This is a genomic window from Chryseobacterium camelliae, assembly GCF_002770595.1.
GTDB classification, from domain to species: domain Bacteria; phylum Bacteroidota; class Bacteroidia; order Flavobacteriales; family Weeksellaceae; genus Chryseobacterium; species Chryseobacterium camelliae.
The window spans coordinates 331,083-353,808 of sequence record NZ_CP022986.1; the positions used below are offsets into that span (position 1 = coordinate 331,083).

22 protein-coding genes are annotated in these 22,726 nt (G+C 42.9%); 5 read left to right on the plus strand and 17 right to left on the minus strand.

Features of this window, described 5'->3' with window-relative positions:
• Positions 1-4: 4 nt before the first annotated feature.
• The 6 genes from CGB83_RS01425 to CGB83_RS01450 form a co-directional block, all read right to left on the minus strand.
• Complete coding sequence (locus CGB83_RS01425) at positions 5-349, minus strand: four helix bundle protein (protein WP_309871442.1); 345 nt, start codon at positions 347-349, stop codon at positions 5-7.
• A 55-nt stretch (positions 350-404) separates the two neighbouring features.
• Entirely contained in the window at positions 405-2,810 is a 2,406-nt protein-coding gene (locus tag CGB83_RS01430; protein WP_100074169.1) for a 3-hydroxyacyl-CoA dehydrogenase/enoyl-CoA hydratase family protein, read from the minus strand.
• Positions 2,811-2,861: 51 nt separating this feature from the next.
• A complete protein-coding gene (locus CGB83_RS01435; RefSeq protein WP_100074170.1) occupies positions 2,862-3,305 on the minus strand; it encodes a MarR family winged helix-turn-helix transcriptional regulator in 444 nt (147 codons plus the stop codon).
• Between the two features lie 169 nt (positions 3,306-3,474).
• Positions 3,475-4,431, minus strand: coding sequence for an ABC transporter ATP-binding protein (locus tag CGB83_RS01440; RefSeq protein ID WP_228420043.1), 957 nt, complete (start codon positions 4,429-4,431; stop codon positions 3,475-3,477).
• 13 nt (positions 4,432-4,444) lie between these two features.
• Positions 4,445-5,428 (minus strand): FecCD family ABC transporter permease, encoded by a 984-nt coding sequence (locus CGB83_RS01445; protein WP_100074171.1) that lies wholly within the window; start codon positions 5,426-5,428, stop codon positions 4,445-4,447.
• A 17-nt stretch (positions 5,429-5,445) separates the two neighbouring features.
• Entirely contained in the window at positions 5,446-6,015 is a 570-nt protein-coding gene (locus CGB83_RS01450) for a TlpA family protein disulfide reductase (protein ID WP_100074172.1), read from the minus strand.
• 32 nt (positions 6,016-6,047) lie between these two features.
• On the opposite strand from CGB83_RS01450, the gene CGB83_RS01455 reads away from it, so the two are divergent.
• Both CGB83_RS01455 and CGB83_RS01460 read left to right on the plus strand, forming a co-directional pair.
• Positions 6,048-7,172, plus strand: a complete 1,125-nt coding sequence (locus CGB83_RS01455; RefSeq protein WP_100074173.1) for a flavin reductase family protein — start codon at positions 6,048-6,050, stop codon at positions 7,170-7,172.
• Positions 7,169-7,786, plus strand: coding sequence for a SanA/YdcF family protein (locus CGB83_RS01460; RefSeq protein WP_100074174.1), 618 nt, complete (start codon positions 7,169-7,171; stop codon positions 7,784-7,786). Before CGB83_RS01455 ends, CGB83_RS01460 begins: the two co-directional genes overlap by 4 nt.
• On the opposite strand, the gene tamL is transcribed toward CGB83_RS01460, so the two are convergent.
• On the minus strand, positions 7,783-10,389 hold the full coding sequence (gene tamL, locus CGB83_RS01465) for a translocation and assembly module lipoprotein TamL (RefSeq protein WP_100074175.1): 2,607 nt from the start codon (positions 10,387-10,389) through the stop codon (positions 7,783-7,785). The genes CGB83_RS01460 and tamL overlap by 4 nt on opposite strands.
• On the opposite strand from tamL, the gene CGB83_RS01470 reads away from it, so the two are divergent.
• On the plus strand, positions 10,375-11,100 hold the full coding sequence (locus tag CGB83_RS01470; protein ID WP_100074176.1) for a TrmH family RNA methyltransferase: 726 nt from the start codon (positions 10,375-10,377) through the stop codon (positions 11,098-11,100). The genes tamL and CGB83_RS01470 overlap by 15 nt on opposite strands.
• A gap of 100 nt (positions 11,101-11,200) precedes the next feature.
• On the opposite strand, the gene CGB83_RS01475 is transcribed toward CGB83_RS01470, so the two are convergent.
• The 5 genes from CGB83_RS01475 to porQ all read right to left on the minus strand — a co-directional run bounded on the left by CGB83_RS01475 (position 11,201) and on the right by porQ (position 14,278).
• Entirely contained in the window at positions 11,201-11,698 is a 498-nt protein-coding gene (locus CGB83_RS01475) for a phosphoribosyl-ATP pyrophosphatase (RefSeq protein ID WP_100074177.1), read from the minus strand.
• Positions 11,699-11,701: 3 nt separating this feature from the next.
• The gene (locus tag CGB83_RS01480; RefSeq protein WP_100074178.1) at positions 11,702-12,010 is read right to left on the minus strand and encodes a phage holin family protein; all 309 of its coding nucleotides are present in this window, start codon (positions 12,008-12,010) and stop codon (positions 11,702-11,704) included.
• Between the two features lie 76 nt (positions 12,011-12,086).
• Positions 12,087-12,434 (minus strand): YtxH domain-containing protein, encoded by a 348-nt coding sequence (locus tag CGB83_RS01485; protein WP_100074179.1) that lies wholly within the window; start codon positions 12,432-12,434, stop codon positions 12,087-12,089.
• A 95-nt stretch (positions 12,435-12,529) separates the two neighbouring features.
• Entirely contained in the window at positions 12,530-13,204 is a 675-nt protein-coding gene (cmk, locus tag CGB83_RS01490) for a (d)CMP kinase (RefSeq protein WP_100074180.1), read from the minus strand.
• 81 nt (positions 13,205-13,285) lie between these two features.
• Entirely contained in the window at positions 13,286-14,278 is a 993-nt protein-coding gene (gene porQ / locus CGB83_RS01495; protein ID WP_100074181.1) for a type IX secretion system protein PorQ, read from the minus strand.
• Between the two features lie 169 nt (positions 14,279-14,447).
• On the opposite strand from porQ, the gene pyrH reads away from it, so the two are divergent.
• Together pyrH and frr are read left to right on the plus strand one after the other, a co-directional pair.
• A complete protein-coding gene (gene pyrH, locus CGB83_RS01500; RefSeq protein ID WP_100074182.1) occupies positions 14,448-15,155 on the plus strand; it encodes a UMP kinase in 708 nt (235 codons plus the stop codon).
• Between the two features lie 127 nt (positions 15,156-15,282).
• The gene (frr, locus tag CGB83_RS01505; RefSeq protein ID WP_100074183.1) at positions 15,283-15,837 is read left to right on the plus strand and encodes a ribosome recycling factor; all 555 of its coding nucleotides are present in this window, start codon (positions 15,283-15,285) and stop codon (positions 15,835-15,837) included.
• 57 nt (positions 15,838-15,894) lie between these two features.
• On the opposite strand, the gene CGB83_RS01510 is transcribed toward frr, so the two are convergent.
• The 5 genes from CGB83_RS01510 to CGB83_RS01530 form a co-directional block, all read right to left on the minus strand.
• Entirely contained in the window at positions 15,895-16,461 is a 567-nt protein-coding gene (locus CGB83_RS01510) for a hypothetical protein (protein WP_100074184.1), read from the minus strand.
• 175 nt (positions 16,462-16,636) lie between these two features.
• Positions 16,637-17,422, minus strand: coding sequence for a hypothetical protein (locus CGB83_RS01515; protein WP_100074185.1), 786 nt, complete (start codon positions 17,420-17,422; stop codon positions 16,637-16,639).
• A 198-nt stretch (positions 17,423-17,620) separates the two neighbouring features.
• Positions 17,621-19,075 (minus strand): LptF/LptG family permease, encoded by a 1,455-nt coding sequence (locus CGB83_RS01520; RefSeq protein WP_100074186.1) that lies wholly within the window; start codon positions 19,073-19,075, stop codon positions 17,621-17,623.
• A gap of 114 nt (positions 19,076-19,189) precedes the next feature.
• Positions 19,190-19,837 (minus strand): outer membrane lipoprotein periplasmic chaperone LolA1, encoded by a 648-nt coding sequence (lolA1, locus tag CGB83_RS01525; RefSeq protein ID WP_100074187.1) that lies wholly within the window; start codon positions 19,835-19,837, stop codon positions 19,190-19,192.
• A gap of 63 nt (positions 19,838-19,900) precedes the next feature.
• Entirely contained in the window at positions 19,901-22,432 is a 2,532-nt protein-coding gene (locus CGB83_RS01530; protein WP_100074188.1) for an FtsK/SpoIIIE family DNA translocase, read from the minus strand.
• Between the last annotated feature and the right edge of the window lie 294 nt (positions 22,433-22,726).

Below are 22,726 nucleotides of genomic sequence, written 5' to 3' on the forward strand. Positions count from 1 at the left end.
TGGTTTAAAATGTTTGAGTATTAATTTTATGTTTCAATTTTGCAAGCATATTTTGAATATATTTTATTTCAGAATAGATGAAATTGAAATCATTGTCCTTAAGAAAGCCTAAATCCTGAGCAATCAAAAGCTGAGTTTCAAATTCAAAGGAAGATCCTAATGCAATATTCAGAAAATGTGAAAATTGATTGTTGGTATCCCGGCCTGCACCTTCTGCGATATTTGAGGGTATGGAATATAGGCTTCTCCTCGCCTGTGATGTTAGTCCAAACAGTTCATCCCTTGGAAAATCAGCCGAAACGGTGTAAAAAATTTTACATAGTTTCATAGCTTTCGTCCATACTTCCAAATCTCTGAAATTGTGCATCGTGAATACATTAATACTTTTTACATTTTACAGAAATCTAATTCCTTAGCGGTTTCCCTTTCTGCAACATATACTGAATTCTTTCCAGCGTCTTCCGTTCTCCGCAGAGGGACAGGAAGGTTTCGCGTTCAAGGTTCAGCAGGTATTGCTCGGTGACTACGGTTTCTTCAGACAGGTTTCCTCCGACCATCACATAAGCCAGTTTATCGGCAATCTTTTTGTCGTGTTCGGAGATGTAGTTTCCGGTGAGCATCTGATCGGTTCCTACATAGAACATTCCGAGGGCATCTTTTCCTAACACGCGGACCTTTTGTTCGATTGGCTGGGTATATCCGTGTTCGGCAAGGCTCTTGGCCAGCATTTTTGCGGTCATGATCTGGGTTCTTTTGTCTACGGCAACAATGTCTTTGCCTTTTTCCAGGATTCCCATGTCATAGGCTTCATACGCTGAAGTGGCTACTTTACCCATGGCGATGTTCATGAAAGCTTCACGGAGCCTGTTGTTTTTAACGTCGTCTTTATGGAATTCCCTGGACGTTCTGAGGGTAAGCTCTTTGGTTCCTCCGCCACCGGGAATAACGCCGACTCCGGTTTCCACCAGTCCGATATAGGTTTCGGCGGCTGCTACGACGCGGTCTGCGTGCATGGTCATTTCACATCCGCCTCCGAGTGTCATGCCGTGTGGAGCAACGACTACCGGAACAGAGGAGTACCGTACCCTCATCATGGATTTCTGGAAATAGGCGATGGCCATATTCAGGTCATCCCAGTCCTGCTCGATGGCCATCATCAGGATCATGGCGAGGTTGGCACCAACCGAGAAATTGGTTCCCTGATTGCCGATGACCAGTCCGTCATATTCTTTTTCGGCAAGGTCGATAGCCCTGTTCAGGCCGTCCAGGACTTCGCCGCCTAAAGAATTCATTTTGGAACGGATCTCAAAGTTGATGATGCCGTCACCCAGGTCTTCAATAGCGGAGCCTGAATTGCTCCAGAGTGTTTTATTTTTCCTGATGTTATCGAGGATAATGAAAGAATCCTGTCCGGGAATGGTATTGTACTCACCGGAATCTTTGCTGTAGTAAATGCTTTGTCCTTCATCATTCACTTTATAGAAGGTGCCGCCCTGTTCGGCCAGCTGCTTCGCCCAGTCTGAAACTTCGTAACCGGCATCTTTAGCCAGCTCGACCCCTTTGGCTGTGCCGACAGCATCCCAGATCTCAAACGGACCGTTTTCCCATCCGAATCCCGCTTTCATAGCATCATCGATCTTATAGATATCGTTGGAAATTTCCGGTACTTTATGGGAAACGTAAGCAAACAGGGAACCCAGTGATTTCCTGTACAGCTCGGCAGCTTTATCCTTACCGCCGATCAGAACTTTAAAACGGTCAATAGGCTTGTCAATATTTTTGGTCAGTTCCAGGGTAGGAAAGGATGACTTGCCCTGAAGTTCATATTCGAGAGTATCCAGATTCAGTCCCTGGATCTCAGATTTTCCTTCAGCATTCTTTACTTTTTTATAGAATCCCTGTTCTGTTTTGGAGCCCAGCCATTTGTTATTCACCATGGTCTGGATATAATCCGGAAGCTCGAATACATTGTAGAAATCATTTTTTTCCACGCCGCTTTCACGAACGCCGTTGGCAACCATAACCAGGGTGTCAAGGCCTACCACATCGGCAGTCCTGAATGTAGCTGATTTCGGACGGCCGATGACCGGACCGGTAAGTTTATCAACATCTGAAACATTCAGTCCCAGTTTCTTGACATTATGAAGGAGGTCCATGATGGAGAATACGCCGATCCTGTTCGCAATGAACGCCGGGGTATCTTTGGCCTCTACAGTTGTTTTGCCAAGGAATTTAGCGCCATAGGACATATAGAAATCCACCACTTCAGGAAGTGTATCATTCGTCGGAATGATCTCAAGAAGCGGCAGGTATCGTACCGGATTGAAAAAGTGGGTTCCGGCAAAATATTTTTTGAAGTCGTCGCTCCTTCCTTCAGTCAGAAAATGGATCGGGATCCCAGAAGTATTGGAAGAAATAAGGGTACCCGGTTTCCTGAACTGTTCGATTTTTTCGTATACCGATTTCTTGATGTCGAGCTTTTCAACAACGACTTCAATAATCCAGTCAGTATCCTTTATTTTAGGAAGGTCATCATCAAAGTTCCCTGTTTTGATCCGGTCTGCAAACTTCGGCGAATAGAGCAGGGCAGGGCTTGCTTTTTTCAGTTTCTCAAAGTTCTCCGCTGCGATACGGTTTCTTACCGCCTTGTCGTCTTTGGTCAAACCTTTCTTCTGTTCTGCTTCCGTAAGTTCAAAAGGGACGATATCCAGCAGCGACACCCGAACGCCAATGTTGGCAAAATGCGCAGCAATACCGCTTCCCATGATTCCTGAACCGAGAACCGTAACATGTTTGATTCTTCTTTTCATTGATAATAATTTATTGATTTAATTTTCTAAGTATAATGTCTTGACTGCCGGTTATTTCCTGTTGAGGTCTCCGGCGATTTTCATGATTTCATGCATGACTTCCTTAAAAGTATCCAGCTTCTCAGGTGAGATCTTTTCCATGACCTTCTTATTGAAGTTCACCACTACCTCTTTGGAAAGATTCCTTGAATTCAGCCCCTTATCAGTAAGCTTGATGATCACTTCACGCTTATCGGTTGTGGTCTTTTCCTTATAGATATATCCGTTATCTTCAAGAAGCTTGATAATCCGGGTAAGGGAGGTAGGTTCTATGGCCATCTTGGGACCTAAATTCGTACTTCTGGTTCCTTCTTTCGGGTCGATCTTCAAAAGTGTAAGTGCCTGTACGGCAGTGGAATCATGTTCCTGTGCCATTTCAGTATACATCTTAGAAACCGCTAACCAGGTCTGCTTCAGTATTAGGTCTACATTTTCTATTTTGTCTTTGTGATCCATGAGTATTATTTTGTTCAATGGTTTATACCAAATGTAGTAAATATTATGCATGCATAGCATTTATTTCTGTTAAATTTTGTTAACGGATTGATAATAAAACAATTAAATTATATGACAAGCATAATACTATGCATGCATAGTATATGGAAAAGATAACAAATGGGAGTAATCAGTGAAATGTTTTAATCAAAGAAAGGATTTCTTCAAAAGATTCGCATTGGTAAAGACTTCCTTTTACATCAATATTCCATCGGTTATCCCTGAATTCAAAGTCCAGATGGGACAGATCGGCGGTGCTGTTTTTCTGAAGCAGGGAATACAGCATTTCTTTGTGAATCGGCGGAGCTGTGATATGGGGTGCTTTAAAATGTTCATTGACATTGAACATAGATGGATCAGTAAGCTCATGGTGCTGAATTAGAACATCTTCTACCATTCCGGCATGCAGTTTCCGGTCTTTGATATACCAGATCTTATCTGCAAATTCTTTAGCCAGCCTCCAGTCATGGGAAGAGAACAGGATCAGTTTATGATTCTCCCGCGCTAATTTCCTCAGGGTTTTAAGGATGATGATCTTATTTTTTTCGTCGAGGTGGGTCGTTGGCTCATCCAGGATAATCACGGGCGAGTTCTGGGTCAGAGCCCGTCCGATAAACGCTTTCTGAAGATTCCCGTCCGACAGGTTCTTAAGCAGCGTAGTATCATATTGTTGAAGCCCCAGGTCTTCAATGGTTTCCCGCACTTCTTTTTTGTCTTCCTGGCTAAGCTCAAAATAAAAAGGGTAGTGGATGTACTTCCCCAGTGATACCAGGTCGGTGACCGTATAGTTCTGTGGGATCGCTGATTTAGAAAATACCACGGCTATATGCTCGGCAATTTCTTTAACGGAAAGCTCTTGTACATCCTTATTACCTAGGGTGATCGTTCCGCGTAAAAGAGGGATCTGGTGCAGGACAGACCGGATGAGCGTGGTCTTTCCCACGCCATTATTACCGATCAGCAGGCATACTTCTCCTGACTGAAGCTGCGCATCCGCCCCGGAGATCAGGATTTCTTCATAGCCTATATCTGCCTGGCTTATTTTTAACTGCATCGGATGAAAAGTATCGGTGGTATTTTTATTCATACAATATACAGTTTTATCCCTGGAATGAAGTGTTTCTCTGTTTCAGTACCATAAAGAGGATGACCGGGATCCCGAAAACCGAGCTGATCACATTCAAAGGAATCTGGGTAATTTCTCCGGTTACGGAAAAAAGCATCATCATCAGCATTCCCAGCAGCATATTTAGAATCCATTGCTGCCAGAGCTTTGCCGGATTATAGATCATCCTGCAGAAATGCGGAACAATAATCCCGATGAACAGGATAGGGCCCAGAAAAGCCGTTACAGAAGCGGAAAGCAGTGAAGACGCTACGATGATCAGTAATTTCAGGTGCTTAAGGTTGACCCCGAAACTTTGTGCATAAGAAGTTCCCAAGGCATTTCCGATCAGAGGTTTGATCGCTTTAAAGCAGATGGCCAGTCCAAAAGCTACCAGTACGGCAAGCACACAGATCTGGTTTCTCGTCACCATATTATTGGCCCCGAAAGACCACAGGACATAATTTTTCAGGCTCTGGTTTTCCGCGTACAGCTGGAGCAGGGAAACCACTGCACCTGCCAGTGCAGATACCAGGAATCCGAAAATGATGAGATAAGACTTGTCCTGGAATTTCCCTGAAACAGATAACAGGACCAGCATCAGGAGCAAGCTTCCGGCAATGGCCGATAAGCTCAGGAACCCGTTCTGGAGAAAATCGGGCAGGAAAATATTATGGGAGAAGAAAATGTAAAAAGCGACGGAAAGGCTTGCCACCGAAGTGATGCCCAGTATGTCCGGGCCAGCAAGAGGATTCTGGAAATATTCCTGCATCAGGAATCCGGAGCTTGGAATGGAAACACCGGCCAGCAGCATAACCAGGACCCTGTTGATGCGTATTTCGGCAATCTGGCTGTTCTGTGAATCCGAAAAAAAATCTTCTAATGTAAGCGGTAAAAATCCTGTGTTCAGGTTGATGATGGCAGTAATGACCACAGCCACTAAAAATACCGAACACAGGACTCTAAAATGTTTTGACATTCCGGGAAAGCCTGGATTTATTTGATCAACATAGTATTGATTTTAGAGGTCAGTTCATCCTCCGACATATTTCCCAGGTATTCGTCTGTTTTATCGCCTTTTCTCATATAAGTAAAAGGAATAGATCCGCCATCCCATTTCTGGAAGTTTTTGGGAAAGAAATTTTGATCCAGCTTTTTGCCGTCCAGCAGTACAATATGGTCGGTAAGCCCGTTTTCTTCCCCGAATTTTTTTACGGCACCGTTCCATTCGGAGGAGTCATCCATATCTACAAAGGTAAACTTTACAGGTTGTCCCTTCAGTTCTTCTATTTTCTTTTTGAAATGTGGAATCTCCTTCATGCAAGGTCCGCACCAGGTGGCGAAAAAGTTGGTGACATACAGGGTGTCGTTCTTTTGTGCCAGGTACTGTCTCATATTTTCAGGGGCTACCTCTTTAGACGCATACGATGCCGCCGGTTCTGTATTGTTTTCTACAGCCATTGAATCTGCCGCCGGAGCTGCAGGATCTGCCTCTGCGGTTTTGGTTTCTTTTTTGCAGCCGGAAAGGGCAACCAGGATGGTCGTGGATAAAATTATCTTTTTCATAAGTGATATTTTGTCTATTTTTGACTTGCAGTATGAAACAACAAATCTATAAAGGTAAACTTACACAGTTTTACCGGTTAAAAATAGCGAAAAAGCAACAACTGACCAAAAATACTTTTTCCCTGGAGCTTGAAGTTCCCGGTGATTTGCAAAAGAATTTTGAATTTGAAGCAGGGCAGTATGTGAGCATACAGTTTGATCATCAAGGAGAAAAAGTCATCCATGATTATTCCATGACTTCTGCTCCGTATGAAAAGAAAATCTGCCTCGGTATCAAAGCCGGATCTCCCGACGGAGGTACAGCCTATTTTTGCAGTCATTATAATGAAGGGGATGAAATATGGGTAAGTGAGCCTGCCGGAAGATTCACCCTGGTATCTAAACCCAGCGAATTCCGGACTATCGTGGCATTTGCTGCCGGCATCGGGATAACCCCTATATTAAGCCATTTTAAAAATATCCTGCACCACGAACGCAGGACCAGGCTTTTCCTGTTTTTCGGAAACAAAAGCACGGAAGAACTGGCATACCGCGAACTTCTGGATAACCTGGCACGCAGGCATGGAGACCGGCTGCAGGTCTTTTATTTCTTTTCCCAGGAAAAGCCCGCTGACCGCTTTTTCTACGGAAGGCTGGACGAAAAGAAGCTGAGCCTGATCATCAACCAGATCCTGCACCTGGATGATACGGATGAAGAATCAACAATCTGGGATGCTGTGGACGAAGTGCTGATCTGTGGGAAAGGCGAAATGATCAAAGGACTGGCCAATGCATGCTACCATCACGGCATTCCCAAAAAGAACATCCATTTTGAGCTCTTTGAAGAGTTCAACGACGATATATATCCGGTAGAGAAAGAATTTCCGCTGGTGGAAAATATCAAGCTCGAATTTAAAAGCCTGGGACAAACCTACACGGCTAAACTGCCTGATAACCGGGATAAAATCCTTCAGCAACTGCTGGTAGCCGGCTATCCCGTACCATATTCCTGCAAATCCGGAATATGCGGCAGCTGCGAATGTATCCTGGAAGAAGGTGATGTTGAGCTGCTGGAAAATGAATACCTTACCGAAAAAGAAGAAGCAAAAAATCATATTTTAGCCTGCATGTCAATTGCCAAAAGCCCGAAAATAAAGCTTAACTTTGATCTGAGTTGAGAATTCTGAGAAACATATTCAATCTTATTTTTATATCGGCAGAAATCGGGGTATTGCTGATATGTCTTGCCAATGCCTGGGTATTTGCCCTTACGGACGGCAGGACGTATACCAAGATATCCAAGATCCCGCCGCGAGAGGTGGCCTTGGTGTTGGGGACTTCGCCCAGGATGAGATCCGGAATGTCCAATCCGTATTTTACCAAAAGGATGGATGCGGCAGCATTATTGTACCATCATGGGAAAATCAGGAAAATTTTGGTGAGCGGAGAAAAGAGCAAAGGCTATGATGAACCTGCTGCGATGAAGAATTACCTGATTTACCAGGAAGGTGTGCCTGAAGATATCATCATCGAAGATCCGAAAGGATTCAATACTTATAAGAGCATTCTGCGCTGCAAAGATGTCTACAAAAAAGACAATGTCATTATCGTTTCACAAGGTTTCCATAACTTACGCGCACTGCTTTTTGCGAGAAATAACAATATGAATGCTCTTGGTTTCGATGCCCAGGATGTTACGAAGCCTGAAAGCTATTACCGCAACCAGTTCAGGGAAATCCTTGCCAGAACGGTTGCGGTAGTCTATTTTGCGCTGGGAATATCTCCGGATTAGAACGGATACCCGAAAGCAATATTAAGCGTCGGTTTGAAAGGCTGGAAATTGCTGAACCTCCATTTTTCCCCGTCCGGTTTGTTTGGGTCATAGATTTTGTAAGCAAGATCAAGCCTTAATGTAATATATGCCACGTTAACCCTGAGCCCCACACCACTGCCGACCCCCATCTGTCTGATAAACCTGTTGAATTTAAACTGGTCATCCACATATTTTTCCTTATTTCCCCGCAGGCTCCATGTATTTCCGATATCGGTGAAGATAGCCCCTTCGTACATGTCATTAAAAGGGATTCTGTACTCAATATTCGTCGTCAGCTTCATATTATCGGTCATGTAAGTTCTCACCCGTTCATCTACTTGGGAATCTGCCGGTCCAAGGCCACCGAAGGCCACCCATGCACGGATATCGTTGGATCCTCCGTTGAAGTAAGAGCGGATCACCGGCATATCAGAAGAATTTCCGTAAGGAATACCCAATCCTACAAACTGTCTCAATACGAGCGTCTGGTTGTTGAATACCCTGAAATATTTCCTGACATCAAAATCGAACTTCACAAACTGGGCGTACGGAACACCGAAGATGGTCCTTTGCGGGCTTGTAATGATTCCTCCGCCATTATCATTGCGCTGATTGAATGCGCTGAGGATATTTCCTGCAAGTTCAACTTTACCATTGAAATAGAAGGCGTTCGGATAATCCTTTTTCCCGATCTCGTTATAGATGAAATTATAGATCATGGATGAAATGAGGACATCCTGGGTCTGGCGGTCTTTATTCACCAGAGTTCCCACAAATGCGGAATACCGCCCGAATCCTTCCGGGTTCAGGTTTTGCTGGTAGGCAAGATCCTGGGTAATGCGCTGCGAAACTTCATCGGAAGTCAGCTGTCCTGCTTCGTACTGTTGCCCAATGCTTGTGTGAGACTGGAAGTAATCAGCAAAGACTTCATCCCGGATCCGTCCGTCGTTCACAAAATAATCGTAATAGGCTTCTTTATTCTTTGTTAAACTCAGCTGGGTATTGAACAGGGTTAAGCGGTGCGAGACCTTGTCGTTTACCGTAGCAAAATAATTCAATCCGGTAGTAAAGTTTGTCCTTCCCAATCCTATATTATTCTGAATACCTGCTCCAAGTATAATGGATGAAGTGGGGCTGTACCGTTTCGGGATCAGCTTATAATAATTAAATGGCAATAAAAGCCTTGGAAAATTCAGCGAGGCCTGTGCAGATATTTCATAAGCGAGCACCCTCCTGTTGATGTCTTTGGTACTCCTGATGGATCCGAAAGTACCGGAAACACTTGTGGAAAGGTTTTCCGCTCCGTTGAAGACATTCCTGGTGATCAGGTCAACGGAAGGGGAGACTCCCAGGTTCAGCAGCTGTGAATAATTGATATCCGTTCCTATTTTAAGGTCATATTTGGGAAGCGGTTTCAGCAGATACAGGACATCGATAATGCTGTCGTTAGGAGCTGCATCACCGCCTCTTCTTAAGGAATCCCTGGCTTTCAGGATGCTGAAATTGTTCATGGCAATAAGGTTCCTTTTCGTCAGGTCAAGCTTTTTCTGGTCGTACACCTGTTTGTTGGCTACAATGATGGCCCTCCACAGTGCGCGCGCCTTATACTGGTCATCTACCTTATGGAACCTGATGCCTCTCAGGCTGTCTTTCTTTGTGTTTTTAGGATAATCACCGGCCCTGTCAACAATCGCTACATCAATATTTCCGATGGTAGCCACTTTGTATGGCGAGTCAAGAGAATCTTTATGGATTTCCAGCGTCAGAGGAACCTGCTTCCTGCTTTTAAGGGAATCGGCAACAAAGAAAATTTCATCATTCAGGTTATTGAACCGGTAATATCCGTAATCCCTCATGATGTCATTAAGCCGGGTTACCTCTTTTTCCAAAACGGTCTGGTCGAGGATTTGTCCTGAGCGGATCAGTGTCGCGTTGATTTTTTGCTGGTAAATATTTTTAATGCGCTCATCCGGAATATTGTAATAGTATTCTTTGATGTACGTAGGGTCTTTATGGGTAATAAAGTAATCTACGGATGCTTTTTTAGCCGCGGAATCCAGTTTATGGCTGAATTTCACCTGTCCATCCCAAAACCCCCGGTAAACGAGTCTTTTTTTAATGGACTCCGCACTTTTTTCCGTTCTTGCCTGATCCAGGATCACCGGCGGAGATCCCCAGCTGTGGAACAGCCTGTCCATAAACAGGCTTTTGCCTACGCTGCTTTTCATATTGTATTTCACGAATAATGAATCCCTGAGTTTCTGGTTCCTCATTTCGTTAGGATAGGTCATATATTCGTTAAGGATCGTATCGTATTTAGGATTGGCTGCATTGTAGAACAACAGGCCCAGCGGTAAGAATAACAGCTGTTTCTTATTGGGCTTTTGCTGGACGTAGCCTTTAAGTTCACTATCGAAAGGTTCTTTCTGATCTTCGAATTTAAAGTTGTTGGCCGTCAGCAGGTATTCACCGTCCGGAACTTTTTTAGTAGTACTGCATGCATAAAGAAGACCGACAAATGTTGCAAATGAGATAATTTTATAATATTTTTGAGGAGAATTCTTATAATGCTTACAGCTCATACAATAAAAGTTTTACAGTCTTTGGATAAAAAAAAGTTCAGACAAAAATACAATTTGTTTTTGGTTGAAGGTAATAAAATTATCGCTGAACTTCTTGATTCTGAATTTAAAATTAAGGAAATATTCTCAACGGATCCCCAAAAAACAGGCCGTACGGATGTTCCGGTAACCCATATCTCTGAAAATGAGCTTAAAAAAATAAGCTTCCTGAAAACCCCGAAAGACAGTATTGCCGTATGCTATCTGAATCCTGAAAAGAAAGAGGAAGATAAAGAGGTACAGCTGGTACTGGATGGCATACAGGACCCTGGAAACCTCGGAACAATCATCCGGCTGGCGGATTGGTTCGGGATTGAGCAGATCATCTGCAGTGAAGATACGGTTGATTTCTATAATCCGAAAGTGATCCAGGCAAGCATGGGTTCTTTTACCCGTGTCAATATGGTATATACGGACCTTGTAAGTTATCTTTCCGAAACAAAAAATTCCAATATCGGGACCGATATGGAAGGGGAGAGCATCTATGATTTTGAAAAGCCCGGAAAACTGAACCTTATTCTCGGAAACGAGGGTAACGGCATGCGCCCGGAAACTGAACAGCTGCTTGATAAAAGCATTAGCATCCCGCGTTTCGGAACATCGCAGTCTACGGAAAGCCTTAATGTTTCTATGGCTGCAGGGATTATTCTGGGCCAGCTGTATTCGAAATAGATCAATTTATTCAGATCATTGCGTTTGCAGATTCAGGATTCAGCAATACCACTCTGTCAGAATATCGACTGCCGCACTGCTAAATCCTGCTGTCCGCAAATTATATAAGCTGTTCCATACTGGAAACGCTTTTGTTTTTCTGGTAGTTTTCCAGTCTTTTCCTGACAAGTTTCAGGGCTACCGGAGCCAGATATACCAGGGCAATGCCGAGTACTTTTTTCTTCCAGTTGGAGCTTTTGATGTTTTTCTTCACCACATTTCCCACAATGGCAGTTACGGCCAGCTTCAGGAGGGCATCTACCGCATTCCCTTTCAGAGCGGATCCGGCAATACCCATAGCGGTGTTTTTACTGATCAGGAGATCTTTAACTTCAGAAGTCACCTGTTTGGCAATGACATCTTTTCGGATCACTACTTTTTCATCTCCGTTTTCATCTACTTTCTCCTGAAGATACTGATCCGTAAGCCCGTTTGTAAATGCACTCAGGCTTTCTTTTGTATTCTTAAACGTCAGAAGTTCTTCAAGACTGCTGATCTCACTTTTTAAAAGGTTCTTTTTCCTTCTCAGTTCCTCAAGGCTGTCGTATTTTCTTCCCATGGCTTAATGATTTAAAAAATTAATGACCTGATCCGCAACAAAATTGACGATTTTCTTTTTGAAAACAGCCACAAATGCCATGATTAGAAAATAAAATCCGGCTACGATCAGAAATCCGTAAGAGGTATTGTTGAGCGCCTTACCGATCAGGTAAGCCAGTCCGAAATTGAACAGGACAATAAAGAACGTGAAGGAGACCAATATCAAGATAAAATACGTAATCAAGCCTGCTGATAAAGAAGACTTTTCGGTAGCTTCAATCTTCAGAAGATCAATTCTTTTGGAAGCATATTCTTTAATAGTTTCTATCATTGTTTTTCCTTTGAAGTTACAAAAAAAGGAACTTTAATACGCAAAGTTCCTTTAATATTTACTTTATAGAGCGGTCTTATTTAAGATCATTCAGTTCAGATTCTACATTTTTCACCATATCCGTTGTTTTGGATACAATCTGATCTTTGTACTTGTCATATCCGTCTTTTACGGTAGAGGCTACATTTTCAGCCGTTTCCTTAAAAGTGGAAGAGATGTTTCCGTACTGGTCTTTTACTTTTTCAGAAACTTCATCATACTTAGACTTAGCCTGATCCTTAAAATCGTTGGCTTTCGTCTTGATTTTTTTTCTTGTTTCCTTACCTTCTTCAGGAGCATAAAGCATTCCTAAGATTACACCTGCAGCGGCACCTGCCAAAAGACCTGCTAATACGCCTGCTGTATTGTTTGATTTTCTAGACATTTCTTGATTTTTTAATAGTTAATAAACACTAGTTTTTACACTATACAAGGCTACAATTAACATACCAAAAAGTTAAAAGGCAGGTAAAAAAAGAGTCAATTCTTATTCAGATAGGATAAAATTTCATCAATAGTTTCCTTTTTATTCAGGAATGTATTATCTATGACAATAGCATCATCAGCCTGTCGGAGGGGTGAAATTTCCCTTTCGCTGTCGATCCTGTCACGCTGGATCAGGTTTTCCTTTACCTGCTGTTCATCGGCTTCTATTCCAAGGCTGAGAAGTTCCGTATACCTTCTTCTGGTACGTTCATCTATACTGGCGGTAAGGAAGAATTTATAATCGGCATTGGGAAGTACGACGGTCCCGATATCGCGCCCGTCCATAATGATCCCGCCTTTTTCAGCCAGGGAACGCTGGGACTGCAGGAGGAAATCCCTTACTTCTTTCTGTTTGGCCACCAGGCTCACATGGTCCGACACCTCATTGGTACGGATTTCCTTTGAAATATTTTGATCATTAAGATATAGGATCAGTTCACCATCATCATTTTTGAATTCGAGCCTGATCTGTGGAAGAGCGGAAAAAAGCCTGCTGAGATCAATCGCACGGTCCTCTCCGGTACAGTTCTGAAGAGCAAACCAGGTAATCCCCCGATAGAGGGCACCGGTATCCAGATGGATGATGCCGAGTTTTTGGGCAATAACCTTGGAGATTGAACTTTTTCCGGTAGACGAGTAGCCATCTATAGCTATTACAGGTTTTTTCATGCCGCAAATTTCAAGAAATTTTCTCAAAAATCAAGCAATCTGTCTTAAAATTTATGGTAAAATGGAGAAGGGCGGGAATTATTATTCTCCCCTGTGGCCGCTCAGGTCAACAGAGATACCGATCTGGTTGACGTTAGATGCGTTATGGTACCGTACGTGGGCATAATCCAGGCGGAATTTCGAGATCTTGATTCCGAAGCCTCCTGAAATTCCTGAGAAATTCCTCTGGTCGGCAATGGCCATTTCGTTTCCTCTCCTTACATTATACCCGAGGCGTATGTTGAAACCTTTGTCCGGGAACAGCTCGGCTCCCAAAGAAAAATGGTCAGCGATCTTTCTCCCGACATTCACTTCCTGTCCGTTGACATTGTACTGAGAGGAAATATCAAACTGCTGGAGATCATGTGCAGTGATGGTGATAGCCAATGGTATCGCTGTCAATGTCCGTGTGTATCCGAGATCGATCCTGAACGGAAGGTTTTCACGGATTCCGTTAAAGGATTTGAACTGATACCCGAAGTTCCGGAATACCACCGATGCAACTTCTCTGTTCTTTTTATTATGATAGGTAACCCCTGCAGTTCCCGAAATGGCTGAAGAGGAGAAATTATCAATTTTTGAAGTAATAAAATTAATGCCTCCCCCGATGGTCCAGTCTTCCTCAAACTGGTAGGCGTATCCGGCACCTACAGCCACATCGGATGCAGAGAATGATCCGTTTTCAAAACCGCTTTCATCTGTTCTGGGAATGTCGCCGTAGTTCATGTACCGGGCATTTATCGTAGCCATATGGCCATTCTCAAAATCCTTTGCAAAAGCAATCGTCCCGTACTTGGAATCTGCAAGATACGATGCTGCATTCACGGAAAGCTGCTTGTCTGAATCCCGGTTAAGAAGGGCCGGGTTGGCAATGGCAAATGAAACGTCATAGTCCCGGATGGTGATAGCGTCGCCGCCAAGAGCTGCCTGCCGTGCAGAGACAGGGATATTTAAGAAAGGATAGACATTTGTTCCTGTTTGTGCATAAGAAACAATTCCTGACAGAAATAATGAAAAAAAGATAATTTTCTTCAACGCAATTTATAATTAATGCAAAAATAATCCTTTTTCGTACTTTTCAAAATATTTCTCCTATTATTTCTGCTCAAATATTTTCTTTAACCATTATTTTTAATGATTATATTTGCAAAATCAAATTTCAGGAAACTTAAGCCCTGATTAAAAAAGTTATTACATATACAAGATGAAATACAAAAGAATCCTTCTGAAACTGAGTGGTGAAGCGTTAATGGGAAACCGACAATACGGTATTGACAATGACAGGCTACAGGAATATGCGGCGGAAATAAAAAAAGTTGTGGACAAAGGCTGTGAGATAGCCATCGTAATCGGAGGAGGAAATATATTCCGCGGTGTAGCGGGAGCAGCCAAGGGAATGGACAGGGTACAGGGTGATTATATGGGCATGCTGGCTACCGTGATCAACGGAATGGCATTACAGGGAGCCCTTGAAGATGCCGGAATCAAAACCCGCTTACAGTCTGCCATCGAAATGGACAAAGTAGCTGAACCGTTCATCAAAAGACGTGCGGTAAGACACCTTGAAAAAGGAAGAGTGGTGATTTTCGGAGCCGGTACCGGGAACCCGTATTTTACTACTGACACGGCTGCAACACTGCGTGCTATCGAGATCGATGCCAATGTCATCCTTAAAGGAACCCGTGTGGACGGAATCTATGACAGCGACCCTGAAAAGAATGAAAACGCCGTAAAATACAATTCTCTTTCTTTTGACGAAGTATTCGAGAAAAACCTTAAAGTGATGGATATGACCGCCTTTACTTTAAGCCACGAAAATAAGCTTCCGATCATTGTATTTGATATGAATAAGGCAGGAAATCTTGAAAAAATTGTAGAAGGAGAGAATGTTGGTACTTTAGTTGACCTATAAATCATGAGCCAAGCAGAAAGTCAAAAAAGAGCCAAGGTGATACGGTTGCATGCCGATATACTTTTAATTTTTTTCTTTTAACTTGAATCTTTAATACATGTGTAACCTATCAAATTTTTATTATATAATGGAAGAATTAGATCTTATATTAGAATCTGTAAAACAGGATATGGAAGCTGCTGTAAAGCACCTGGAACACGCTTTTCAGCGCATCAGAGCCGGAAGAGCATCCACGAATATGGTGCAGGATGTAATGGTTGAATATTATGGTGCCATGACACCGATCAACCAGGTAGCCAACGTTTCCGTTCCGGATGCTATGACGATTTCCATTCAGCCTTGGGACAGAAGTGCAATCAACGCCATTGAAAAAGCCATCATCAATTCCAATTTAGGCTTTGCTCCTTCCAATAACGGAGAAAATATCATCCTAAATGTACCGCCTTTAACGGAGGAAAGAAGAAGGGATCTGGCAAAACAGGCTAAAGGAGAAGTGGAACAGACCAAAGTAACCATCAGAAATGCAAGACAGGACGGTCTTAAAGAACTGAAAAGACTGGAAGGTGTTTCTGAAGATGTGGTTAAGGGAGTGGAAGCGGATATCCAGGAACTTACTGACAAATATGTTAAGCTTTGCGACGATCACCTTAAAACGAAGGAAGCTGAAATTATGAAAGTATAATTTCATTTCAGACCATACCATAAAGACGGCGGCTTCATACGGAGCCGCCGTTAATTTTTACAGGCATCCGATTTCCTTCTTTTCTTTTTCATGGCACATGATAGACTGGTACGTTGACATCAGGTCTTTAATGTTGCAGGGGACTTCTTTATTGGATACTGAATTCGGATCCTGATTGCGGGAGCCTTCAGATCTGATCGAATATTGCTTTTCAAGGCATAAAAGAGGTGTATTCGCATTCAGGTATATTCTCTTTTCTGTAATGTCATCTTTGGTAATGGGATGTTCAGGAGTTCCACCGTCAAAATTCCAGGAAGCATCCTGCTGGAAAATAAAAAAGACCTGGTTATTATGGATAAAATACTGCTCCGAAGAGGAGAAGTGGCTGTGCTCGGCATAAAAATGCTTTACGGACCTCAGCGCCCCTTTTTCATAATAGAAGACTACATCTCCGGTGATCTCATCATTGCAGCTGTAGCTGAATCCTGAAGAATCAAGATTTTTGAATTCCAGCAGACTGTTCAGCCGTGCATATTCCTTTTTAATACCTTCTACATCTGAAAGGTTTTTTGAAGCAGCAGCTGAATCATTTCTGATCTTTCTCTGCTGATTGGCATTGCCCATCGGAATATTTTTATTTTGTTGATGTTCGTTTTTCTGGCAGGAAAGGATTAGGACAAGGCTTAGTACAGGAAGGATGTTTTTTATTGGTAATCATGATTTGTAAGTTTCATGCAAATAGTGTGCAGACAAAAAAAGCGGACCCTGAAGGATCCGCTGATGCATATGGTGTCATTGATTATTTGCAGTTCTGGTTATAATCATAAATTACTTCATTGACAATCGAAAGGTTATCAGACATTGCATTATCAATTTCATTTTTGATGAATTTTCCTAATGCGGATCTCTTTTTCGTATCGTTCTTTAACGAACCGTAATCACCGGCAGCAATTTTTCCTTTTACTACCGGACAGTCTGCGACGATCGTCTTTGCCTTTGCTATAGTAAGTTCCTCCGGTTTACCGTTCTTTTTGGAATAGATATAGGACGGACTCTTTCTCAGCCTCTGTGTTTCCTCATCGGCAACGGCTACCTGGCTTCCGGCTGAAAAAGTAGTCGGATAACCATACAGTTTATAGATCTTGATCTTCCCATCTGTTACCACTTCTGCAAACTGTTCGCTTTTCGTCAGGTTATTAAATGCTTTTATCCCTCCGCTCAGTCCGGTAGTTGCCGTATTGAAACCTTCTTTTGTATTGGTATATTTAATGGATTCAAAAAACCTTTCCATATTATCGTCTACCGCCATATATCCTTTAAGGTCATCGGCATCATACGTCTTGAATTTCTGCCTCTTTTTAGACTTGTCGATATCCGTAGCCGCAATAAATTTCACCTTTTTCTGGTTCTGCCAGGGACTCATATCAGAGCCGTTCAGCCTAACGATACCTTCTGTTTTCTTACCGTTTTTCTCAATAATATATCCGTATTTTTCACCGGATCTTATTTCATAATCCGTATTGTCTTCCTGTGCATAAGACAGTGCAGAAATGCCTAGTAAAGCAATGAGTAGTAATTTCTTCATATATTGAATTTTAAATTTTCATAAAGATAATTTTTTTCAGGTAACAGCAGTTAGATATTACCCGAAAATGTGATTTTTTTAAATAATAAACGATATAAGGTGAATAACTTTACAACACCTGGCAGCTGGAACATACCCAGCGGGGCAATTAAAAAAGTCCGGAAACGTCCGGACTTTAATGTATTAATTGAATGATTATTACTGATACCTCTGATGCTCTTTACTCTTGGAGAACCTTTGTGTAATCGGCTTGAAGAATGCTTTGTACTTTTCGGCATCGAAGAGCTGCGAATCGGTAAGCGCTTTATACGTCATCCATACTCCGAACGGGAATAAAATCATATTAGGGATCCAGGCTGCTAGGTAAGGATTGATTTTCCCTGTCCAGGCAACATTCTCTATCCCAACATTAATCACGTAAAAAATAATGAAGATAACGATGGCAATAATCACCGGAAGGCCCATTCCCCCTTTCCTGATGATGGATCCAAGGCTCGCACCGATCAGGAAGAATATGATACAGGTGAAAGAGTAGGTAACGATCCTTTGCTGATAAATGATGACCTTACTGAAGTATTTTACATTCGGCGCTATGTCATTAACTTTATTATCTGCAGTTGTTTTAAGATTATCCAGTCTGTTATAAGCATTGTAAAGAATTTCCAGCTTTTTTTCGCTCTTAACGGTATCCAGTTTCAGCTGGGCTTTGGGAGCGGCTTTGGATTTATTCTTATCCATATAAGTGATTACCGAGTTGGTCTGGTTCAGCACATCACCTGTTACATTGTCAATGAACTTTACGTTTTCTTTTTTTGTTTTGGCAATGGTATTATTGAGCTCACTGTAACTCTGGAAACGGTAATCATCCGTAATCTGTTCCTGCTCAATGGCCCTGCTGATGATTTCACTGATATCAAAATGCGAAGTAAGCGTATCAAATTTAATCGCCTGGTCCGGCTGCTTCAGCCTTGCGTTTTCTCCCTTTCCAGCAAAATCGTCTTCAAACACATAGCCATTATATAAAACCAGCTTCAGGAACTGTTTGTTAGCTGCAGGTAAGAATTTTCCCTTCTCTGCCAAGATGGTCTGCTGGTTTTCATAGGTGCTTGCCTTTCTGTGTACGAATACCCCTTCTATGTTCTCCGCATTTTCCCCGTAAAGCTTGTCGAACTTCACCATATATCCGGGAATCTGGTCGATGAACTGTCCGGGTGTAAAATTCAGAGCAGGTTTTGTCTGTGCAATATTAAAGAGCATATTCCTTGCTTTCCGCTGGAAATCCGGGATAATGTTGTTCGAGAAAAAGTACAGCATGACCGAGAGGATGACGGTAACTCCCAGCAAAGGCATCATGACCCTGGTCAGGGAAATCCCCGCTGCTTTCATCGCCGCCAGCTCATACCGTTCCCCGAATTCACCGAAAGACATGATACTCGCCAGGAGGATGGTCAACGGAAGCACCATACTGATAACGCTGACCCCTAAATAAAACAGAAGCTTGATGATCTGCCAGTAGCTTAACCCTTTTCCCATAAACTGCCCCAGCTGAACCCAGATGATGTTTACGATAAAGATGAAAAACAGTACACTGAATATAAAGAAAAACGGTCCAAAGAAGGTTTTTATGATATATCGGTCTAGTATTTTTAACATGCGCCAAAATTAATCAAAAAAGCCACAAAGTGTACTTTGTGACTTTAATTTTATTATATTTTTATCAGTTTCAGCCGTAGGGATGCATCCGTGCATCTGCAGACTGTCCGCTGACTAAAGTTCGGTTACAATATAGTTTTTGTATTTGCTTTTATCAAAGGTAAACATACTGTCATCGATATTTTGGTTTTCCTTGTAATCCTTGATTGCAATTACCGCGACATCATTGTTGCTTCCGTGTTGCTCCAGCTTTACCATCTGCTTCTTCACCGGGTCTACGAAAAGGTACACATATTTGATCCCGTTGGATTTTACTGGGGTTAGCTTGATGAAATCCGTATTAACGCCATTAACGGATTTTCTACCGTTATAAGTGACGTTATAATCATTTCTGTAGGTGGAAAGATAGTTGATAGGGGAGAACATGGTGCTACTTCCGTTCGGTTTGGCAACCGTTACTTCCATATCGTCTGCATTGATATTGTAGATCTTGTTCCCGTCGAAGATCTGCTCCGTATCCATGATCTTCAGCTTATATTTATCTCCGGAGGCATAATAAATTCCGGGTTCCGTTTTGGTCACCTGGCCGTTGACACCGTTTCCGAAAGAAAATTTAAAGTAGGTGTTTTTCTTGGCCTTGTAATTGGCGGTCACCTCATCCAGTATTTTCTTGGCTTTCGCATCGATCTTCTGGGCATTAACAAGTGTAAGTGCGCCAATGGCAAAACTTCCGAATATGATTTTTGAAATAAAATGTTTCATTGCTTTTTAATGTTTAATACTATTTAGACAACGGGCGGATTCAAAAGTTAAATACGCTTTTTTTTATCTGCGCAGGTCTTCCAAAAACTGTTCCAAAGAATGAAGGTCGCTGATGATCACTTCCCTTGCTTTAGCGCCATTGAAACCGCCGACAATACCGCTGGCTTCAAGCTGGTCCATAATTCTACCCGCTCTGTTGTATCCCAGCTTAAGCTGTCGCTGAAGCATGGATGTGGAACCCTGTTGTGTAGAGACGATAATTCTTGCGGCTTCCTCAAACAGGGCATCTTTTTCGTTAGGGTCAAAAGCACCTACAGAACTGGAAGAATCCTCGGAAACATATTCAGGGAGCATAAATGCTGAAGCATATCCTTTCTGCTCACCAATATATTCCGCAACCCTTTCTACTTCAGGGGTATCTACAAAGGCGCATTGCAGCCTTAAAATTTCATTTCCGTTGAAATACAGCATGTCACCTTTACCAATTAGCTGGTCTGCTCCTGGAGAATCGAGGATCGTCCTTGAATCCACACTTGAAATCACCCTGAATGCTGCCCTTGCAGGAAAGTTCGCTTTGATCATCCCCGTAATTACATTCACGGACGGTCTCTGGGTAGCTACGATCAGGTGGATACCTACCGCCCTTGCCAGCTGCGCCAGTCGGGCAATCGGAAGTTCCACTTCTTTTCCGGCGGTCATGATCAGGTCTGCAAACTCGTCTACGACCAGAACGATATACGGCAGGTAACGGTGGCCGTTTTCAGGATTCAGCTTTCTTTCGGTGAATTTTTTATTGTATTCTTTCAGGTTCTTGCAGAACGCATTTTTCAGAAGGTCATACCGGGTATCCATCTCAATACAAAGGGAGTTCAGGGTGTTGATTACCTTATTGGTATCGGTGATGATCGCTTCATCCACATCCGGAAGCTTGGCCAGGTAATGCCTTTCGATCTTGGAATATAACGAAAGCTCTACCTTTTTAGGGTCTACCATGACGAATTTCAGTTCGCTCGGATGCTTTTTATACAATAGGGAAGTAAGGATGGCATTGATCCCGACTGATTTTCCCTGACCGGTAGCCCCTGCCATCAGAAGATGGGGCATTTTGGCCAGGTCAGCCATGAAAATTTCGTTGGAAATCGTCTTCCCGAAAACTACCGGAAGGTCCATATCCGAATTCTGGAATTTCTGTGATGAAATCACCGAACGCATGGATACCATAGTCGGATTTTTTCTCGGTACTTCGATCCCGATGGTGCCTTTCCCCGGCATTGGTGCAATAATCCTGATGCCTAATGCAGAAAGGTTCAGTGCAATGTCATCCTGCAGCTTTTTGATTGCCGCCACACGGATTCCCGCCTCAGGAACAATTTCGTACAGGGTAACGGTAGGTCCGATCGTTGCTTTGATCTCGGAGATTCCCACATTAAAGTTCTTCAGGAGACCAACGATCTTATTTTTGTTTTCCTCGAGTTCCTCTTTGTTGATCTGGATTTCCTCACTGCCGTAGTCTTTCAGCAGTTCAACCGTAGGCATCTGGAAGCCGGCCAGGTCCAGCTTATGGTCATAAAGACCATGCTTTTCCACCAGTTCCTGGGACTTTTTGTCCGAGTCGTCCAGGATGTCGATCACAGGAGCTACTTCTATATTGAATTTGATTTCTTCTTTTTCAGGAGACTTTGCAGGAATATCCATATCAAAAGCCTCGGCAGGCGTTGACATAGGAACAGCGGGCTTGGAGCTCAGTTTCATATCTATATTCAGCGGCTGCGAAAATGCATCTTTCTCCGGTTCGAATGACGTATTGTTAGGCGTTTCGATAGGAGCGAGGGTTGGAGCTACCGGAACCTCTGGGAAGCCTTTTGGCAGTTCCACGGGCTCCTGGATTTTTTCCGGCTGGGGAATATCGGTTACGGTCACATTCGGTGCGGCTTCCTCTGCTTCTTCAATCAGCTCATCATCAGCTTCAAAATTCTCCTCGGATTTAGGAAGCATGGATTTTACCTTTCCGATCGTATTTTCATTGATATCATCCAGCCTGGATTTGATGGAGCTCGGGCGAAGGTTGAATTCAAGGATAAAATACAGCAGGATGCTTGCGGCAAGCACCAACCAGAGCCCTACAATACCAATCAGTGAATTCAGCGTATCCATGATCTGGTAACCGTATACGCCGCCCAATACCCCTTGTCCTTTGGTGACAGCTCCGAAAAAGACAGGAAGCCAGCAGATAAAGAACAGGGAATGGCCAACGGTTTTCCATGGCTTGAACATTTTTTTCTTCAGGATAATCAGCCCTACCACCAGCAACAGGAATGCAATGATGAAAGAGGCGACGCCGATGCTTTCAAAAATAAAGATATTCCCCAGCCAGTCCCCGACTTTCCCAAAGACATTGGAGGACTGTATGGTTTTGTCCAGCATAGTCCCGGCCTGGCTCTGGTCTGCCTTCCAGTTCATCAGGTAGGAGACAAAAGAGAACGTCAGGACAATCGAAAAAAGAATGAACATGAGCCCGAAAAAAATTCGGGGTTTGGATAAAATTCTGCCCTTTTCAGGTGCTATGGTCTGTTTAGGTTGTGTCTTCTTATTCATAATATGGGTGTAGGCAAATTTAGCGTTTTTTGAATATTGACGCCATCTTTTTTCATGCAAAAAATAAGAGAAAAAAGCAGGCTGACGGGAGCTGCCAGACAATGTCTCAGCCCATGTTTAACCGAATCGCCGAAATTGACAAGTCAATGTACCCTGAAGTACTGTAAACCACTGGTTAAGGATGATTGTTTTCTTGCTGCCGGAAAACCCTTAATGATTTATTCCTGTTTGAAAAGCTGCTTTTAAGCCATAAACAACTGTAAGATCAGAAACACAATGGAAGGAGAATTGATC

What these genes read in the sequence shown, in the direction of transcription:
- CGB83_RS01430 (WP_100074169.1), bottom strand. Translation starts at nt 2,810, where the DNA reads ATGAAAAGAAGAATCAAACATGTTACGGTTCTCGGTTCAGGAATCATG.
- CGB83_RS01445 (WP_100074171.1), bottom strand. Translation starts at nt 5,428, where the DNA reads ATGTCAAAACATTTTAGAGTCCTGTGTTCGGTATTTTTAGTGGCTGTG.
- CGB83_RS01510 (WP_100074184.1), bottom strand. Translation starts at nt 16,461, where the DNA reads ATGGGCAATGCCAATCAGCAGAGAAAGATCAGAAATGATTCAGCTGCT.
- CGB83_RS01530 (WP_100074188.1), bottom strand. Translation starts at nt 22,432, where the DNA reads ATGAATAAGAAGACACAACCTAAACAGACCATAGCACCTGAAAAGGGC.
- tamL (WP_100074175.1), bottom strand. Translation starts at nt 10,389, where the DNA reads ATGAGCTGTAAGCATTATAAGAATTCTCCTCAAAAATATTATAAAATT.
- CGB83_RS01455 (WP_100074173.1), top strand. Translation starts at nt 6,048, where the DNA reads ATGAAACAACAAATCTATAAAGGTAAACTTACACAGTTTTACCGGTTA.
- frr (WP_100074183.1), top strand. Translation starts at nt 15,283, where the DNA reads ATGGAAGAATTAGATCTTATATTAGAATCTGTAAAACAGGATATGGAA.
- CGB83_RS01440 (WP_228420043.1), bottom strand. Translation starts at nt 4,431, where the DNA reads ATGAATAAAAATACCACCGATACTTTTCATCCGATGCAGTTAAAAATA.
- cmk (WP_100074180.1), bottom strand. Translation starts at nt 13,204, where the DNA reads ATGAAAAAACCTGTAATAGCTATAGATGGCTACTCGTCTACCGGAAAA.
- pyrH (WP_100074182.1), top strand. Translation starts at nt 14,448, where the DNA reads ATGAAATACAAAAGAATCCTTCTGAAACTGAGTGGTGAAGCGTTAATG.
- CGB83_RS01475 (WP_100074177.1), bottom strand. Translation starts at nt 11,698, where the DNA reads ATGGGAAGAAAATACGACAGCCTTGAGGAACTGAGAAGGAAAAAGAAC.
- CGB83_RS01435 (WP_100074170.1), bottom strand. Translation starts at nt 3,305, where the DNA reads ATGGATCACAAAGACAAAATAGAAAATGTAGACCTAATACTGAAGCAG.
- CGB83_RS01485 (WP_100074179.1), bottom strand. Translation starts at nt 12,434, where the DNA reads ATGTCTAGAAAATCAAACAATACAGCAGGCGTATTAGCAGGTCTTTTG.
- CGB83_RS01515 (WP_100074185.1), bottom strand. Translation starts at nt 17,422, where the DNA reads ATGAAGAAATTACTACTCATTGCTTTACTAGGCATTTCTGCACTGTCT.
- lolA1 (WP_100074187.1), bottom strand. Translation starts at nt 19,837, where the DNA reads ATGAAACATTTTATTTCAAAAATCATATTCGGAAGTTTTGCCATTGGC.
- CGB83_RS01450 (WP_100074172.1), bottom strand. Translation starts at nt 6,015, where the DNA reads ATGAAAAAGATAATTTTATCCACGACCATCCTGGTTGCCCTTTCCGGC.
- CGB83_RS01480 (WP_100074178.1), bottom strand. Translation starts at nt 12,010, where the DNA reads ATGATAGAAACTATTAAAGAATATGCTTCCAAAAGAATTGATCTTCTG.
- CGB83_RS01520 (WP_100074186.1), bottom strand. Translation starts at nt 19,075, where the DNA reads ATGTTAAAAATACTAGACCGATATATCATAAAAACCTTCTTTGGACCG.
- CGB83_RS01470 (WP_100074176.1), top strand. Translation starts at nt 10,375, where the DNA reads ATGCTTACAGCTCATACAATAAAAGTTTTACAGTCTTTGGATAAAAAA.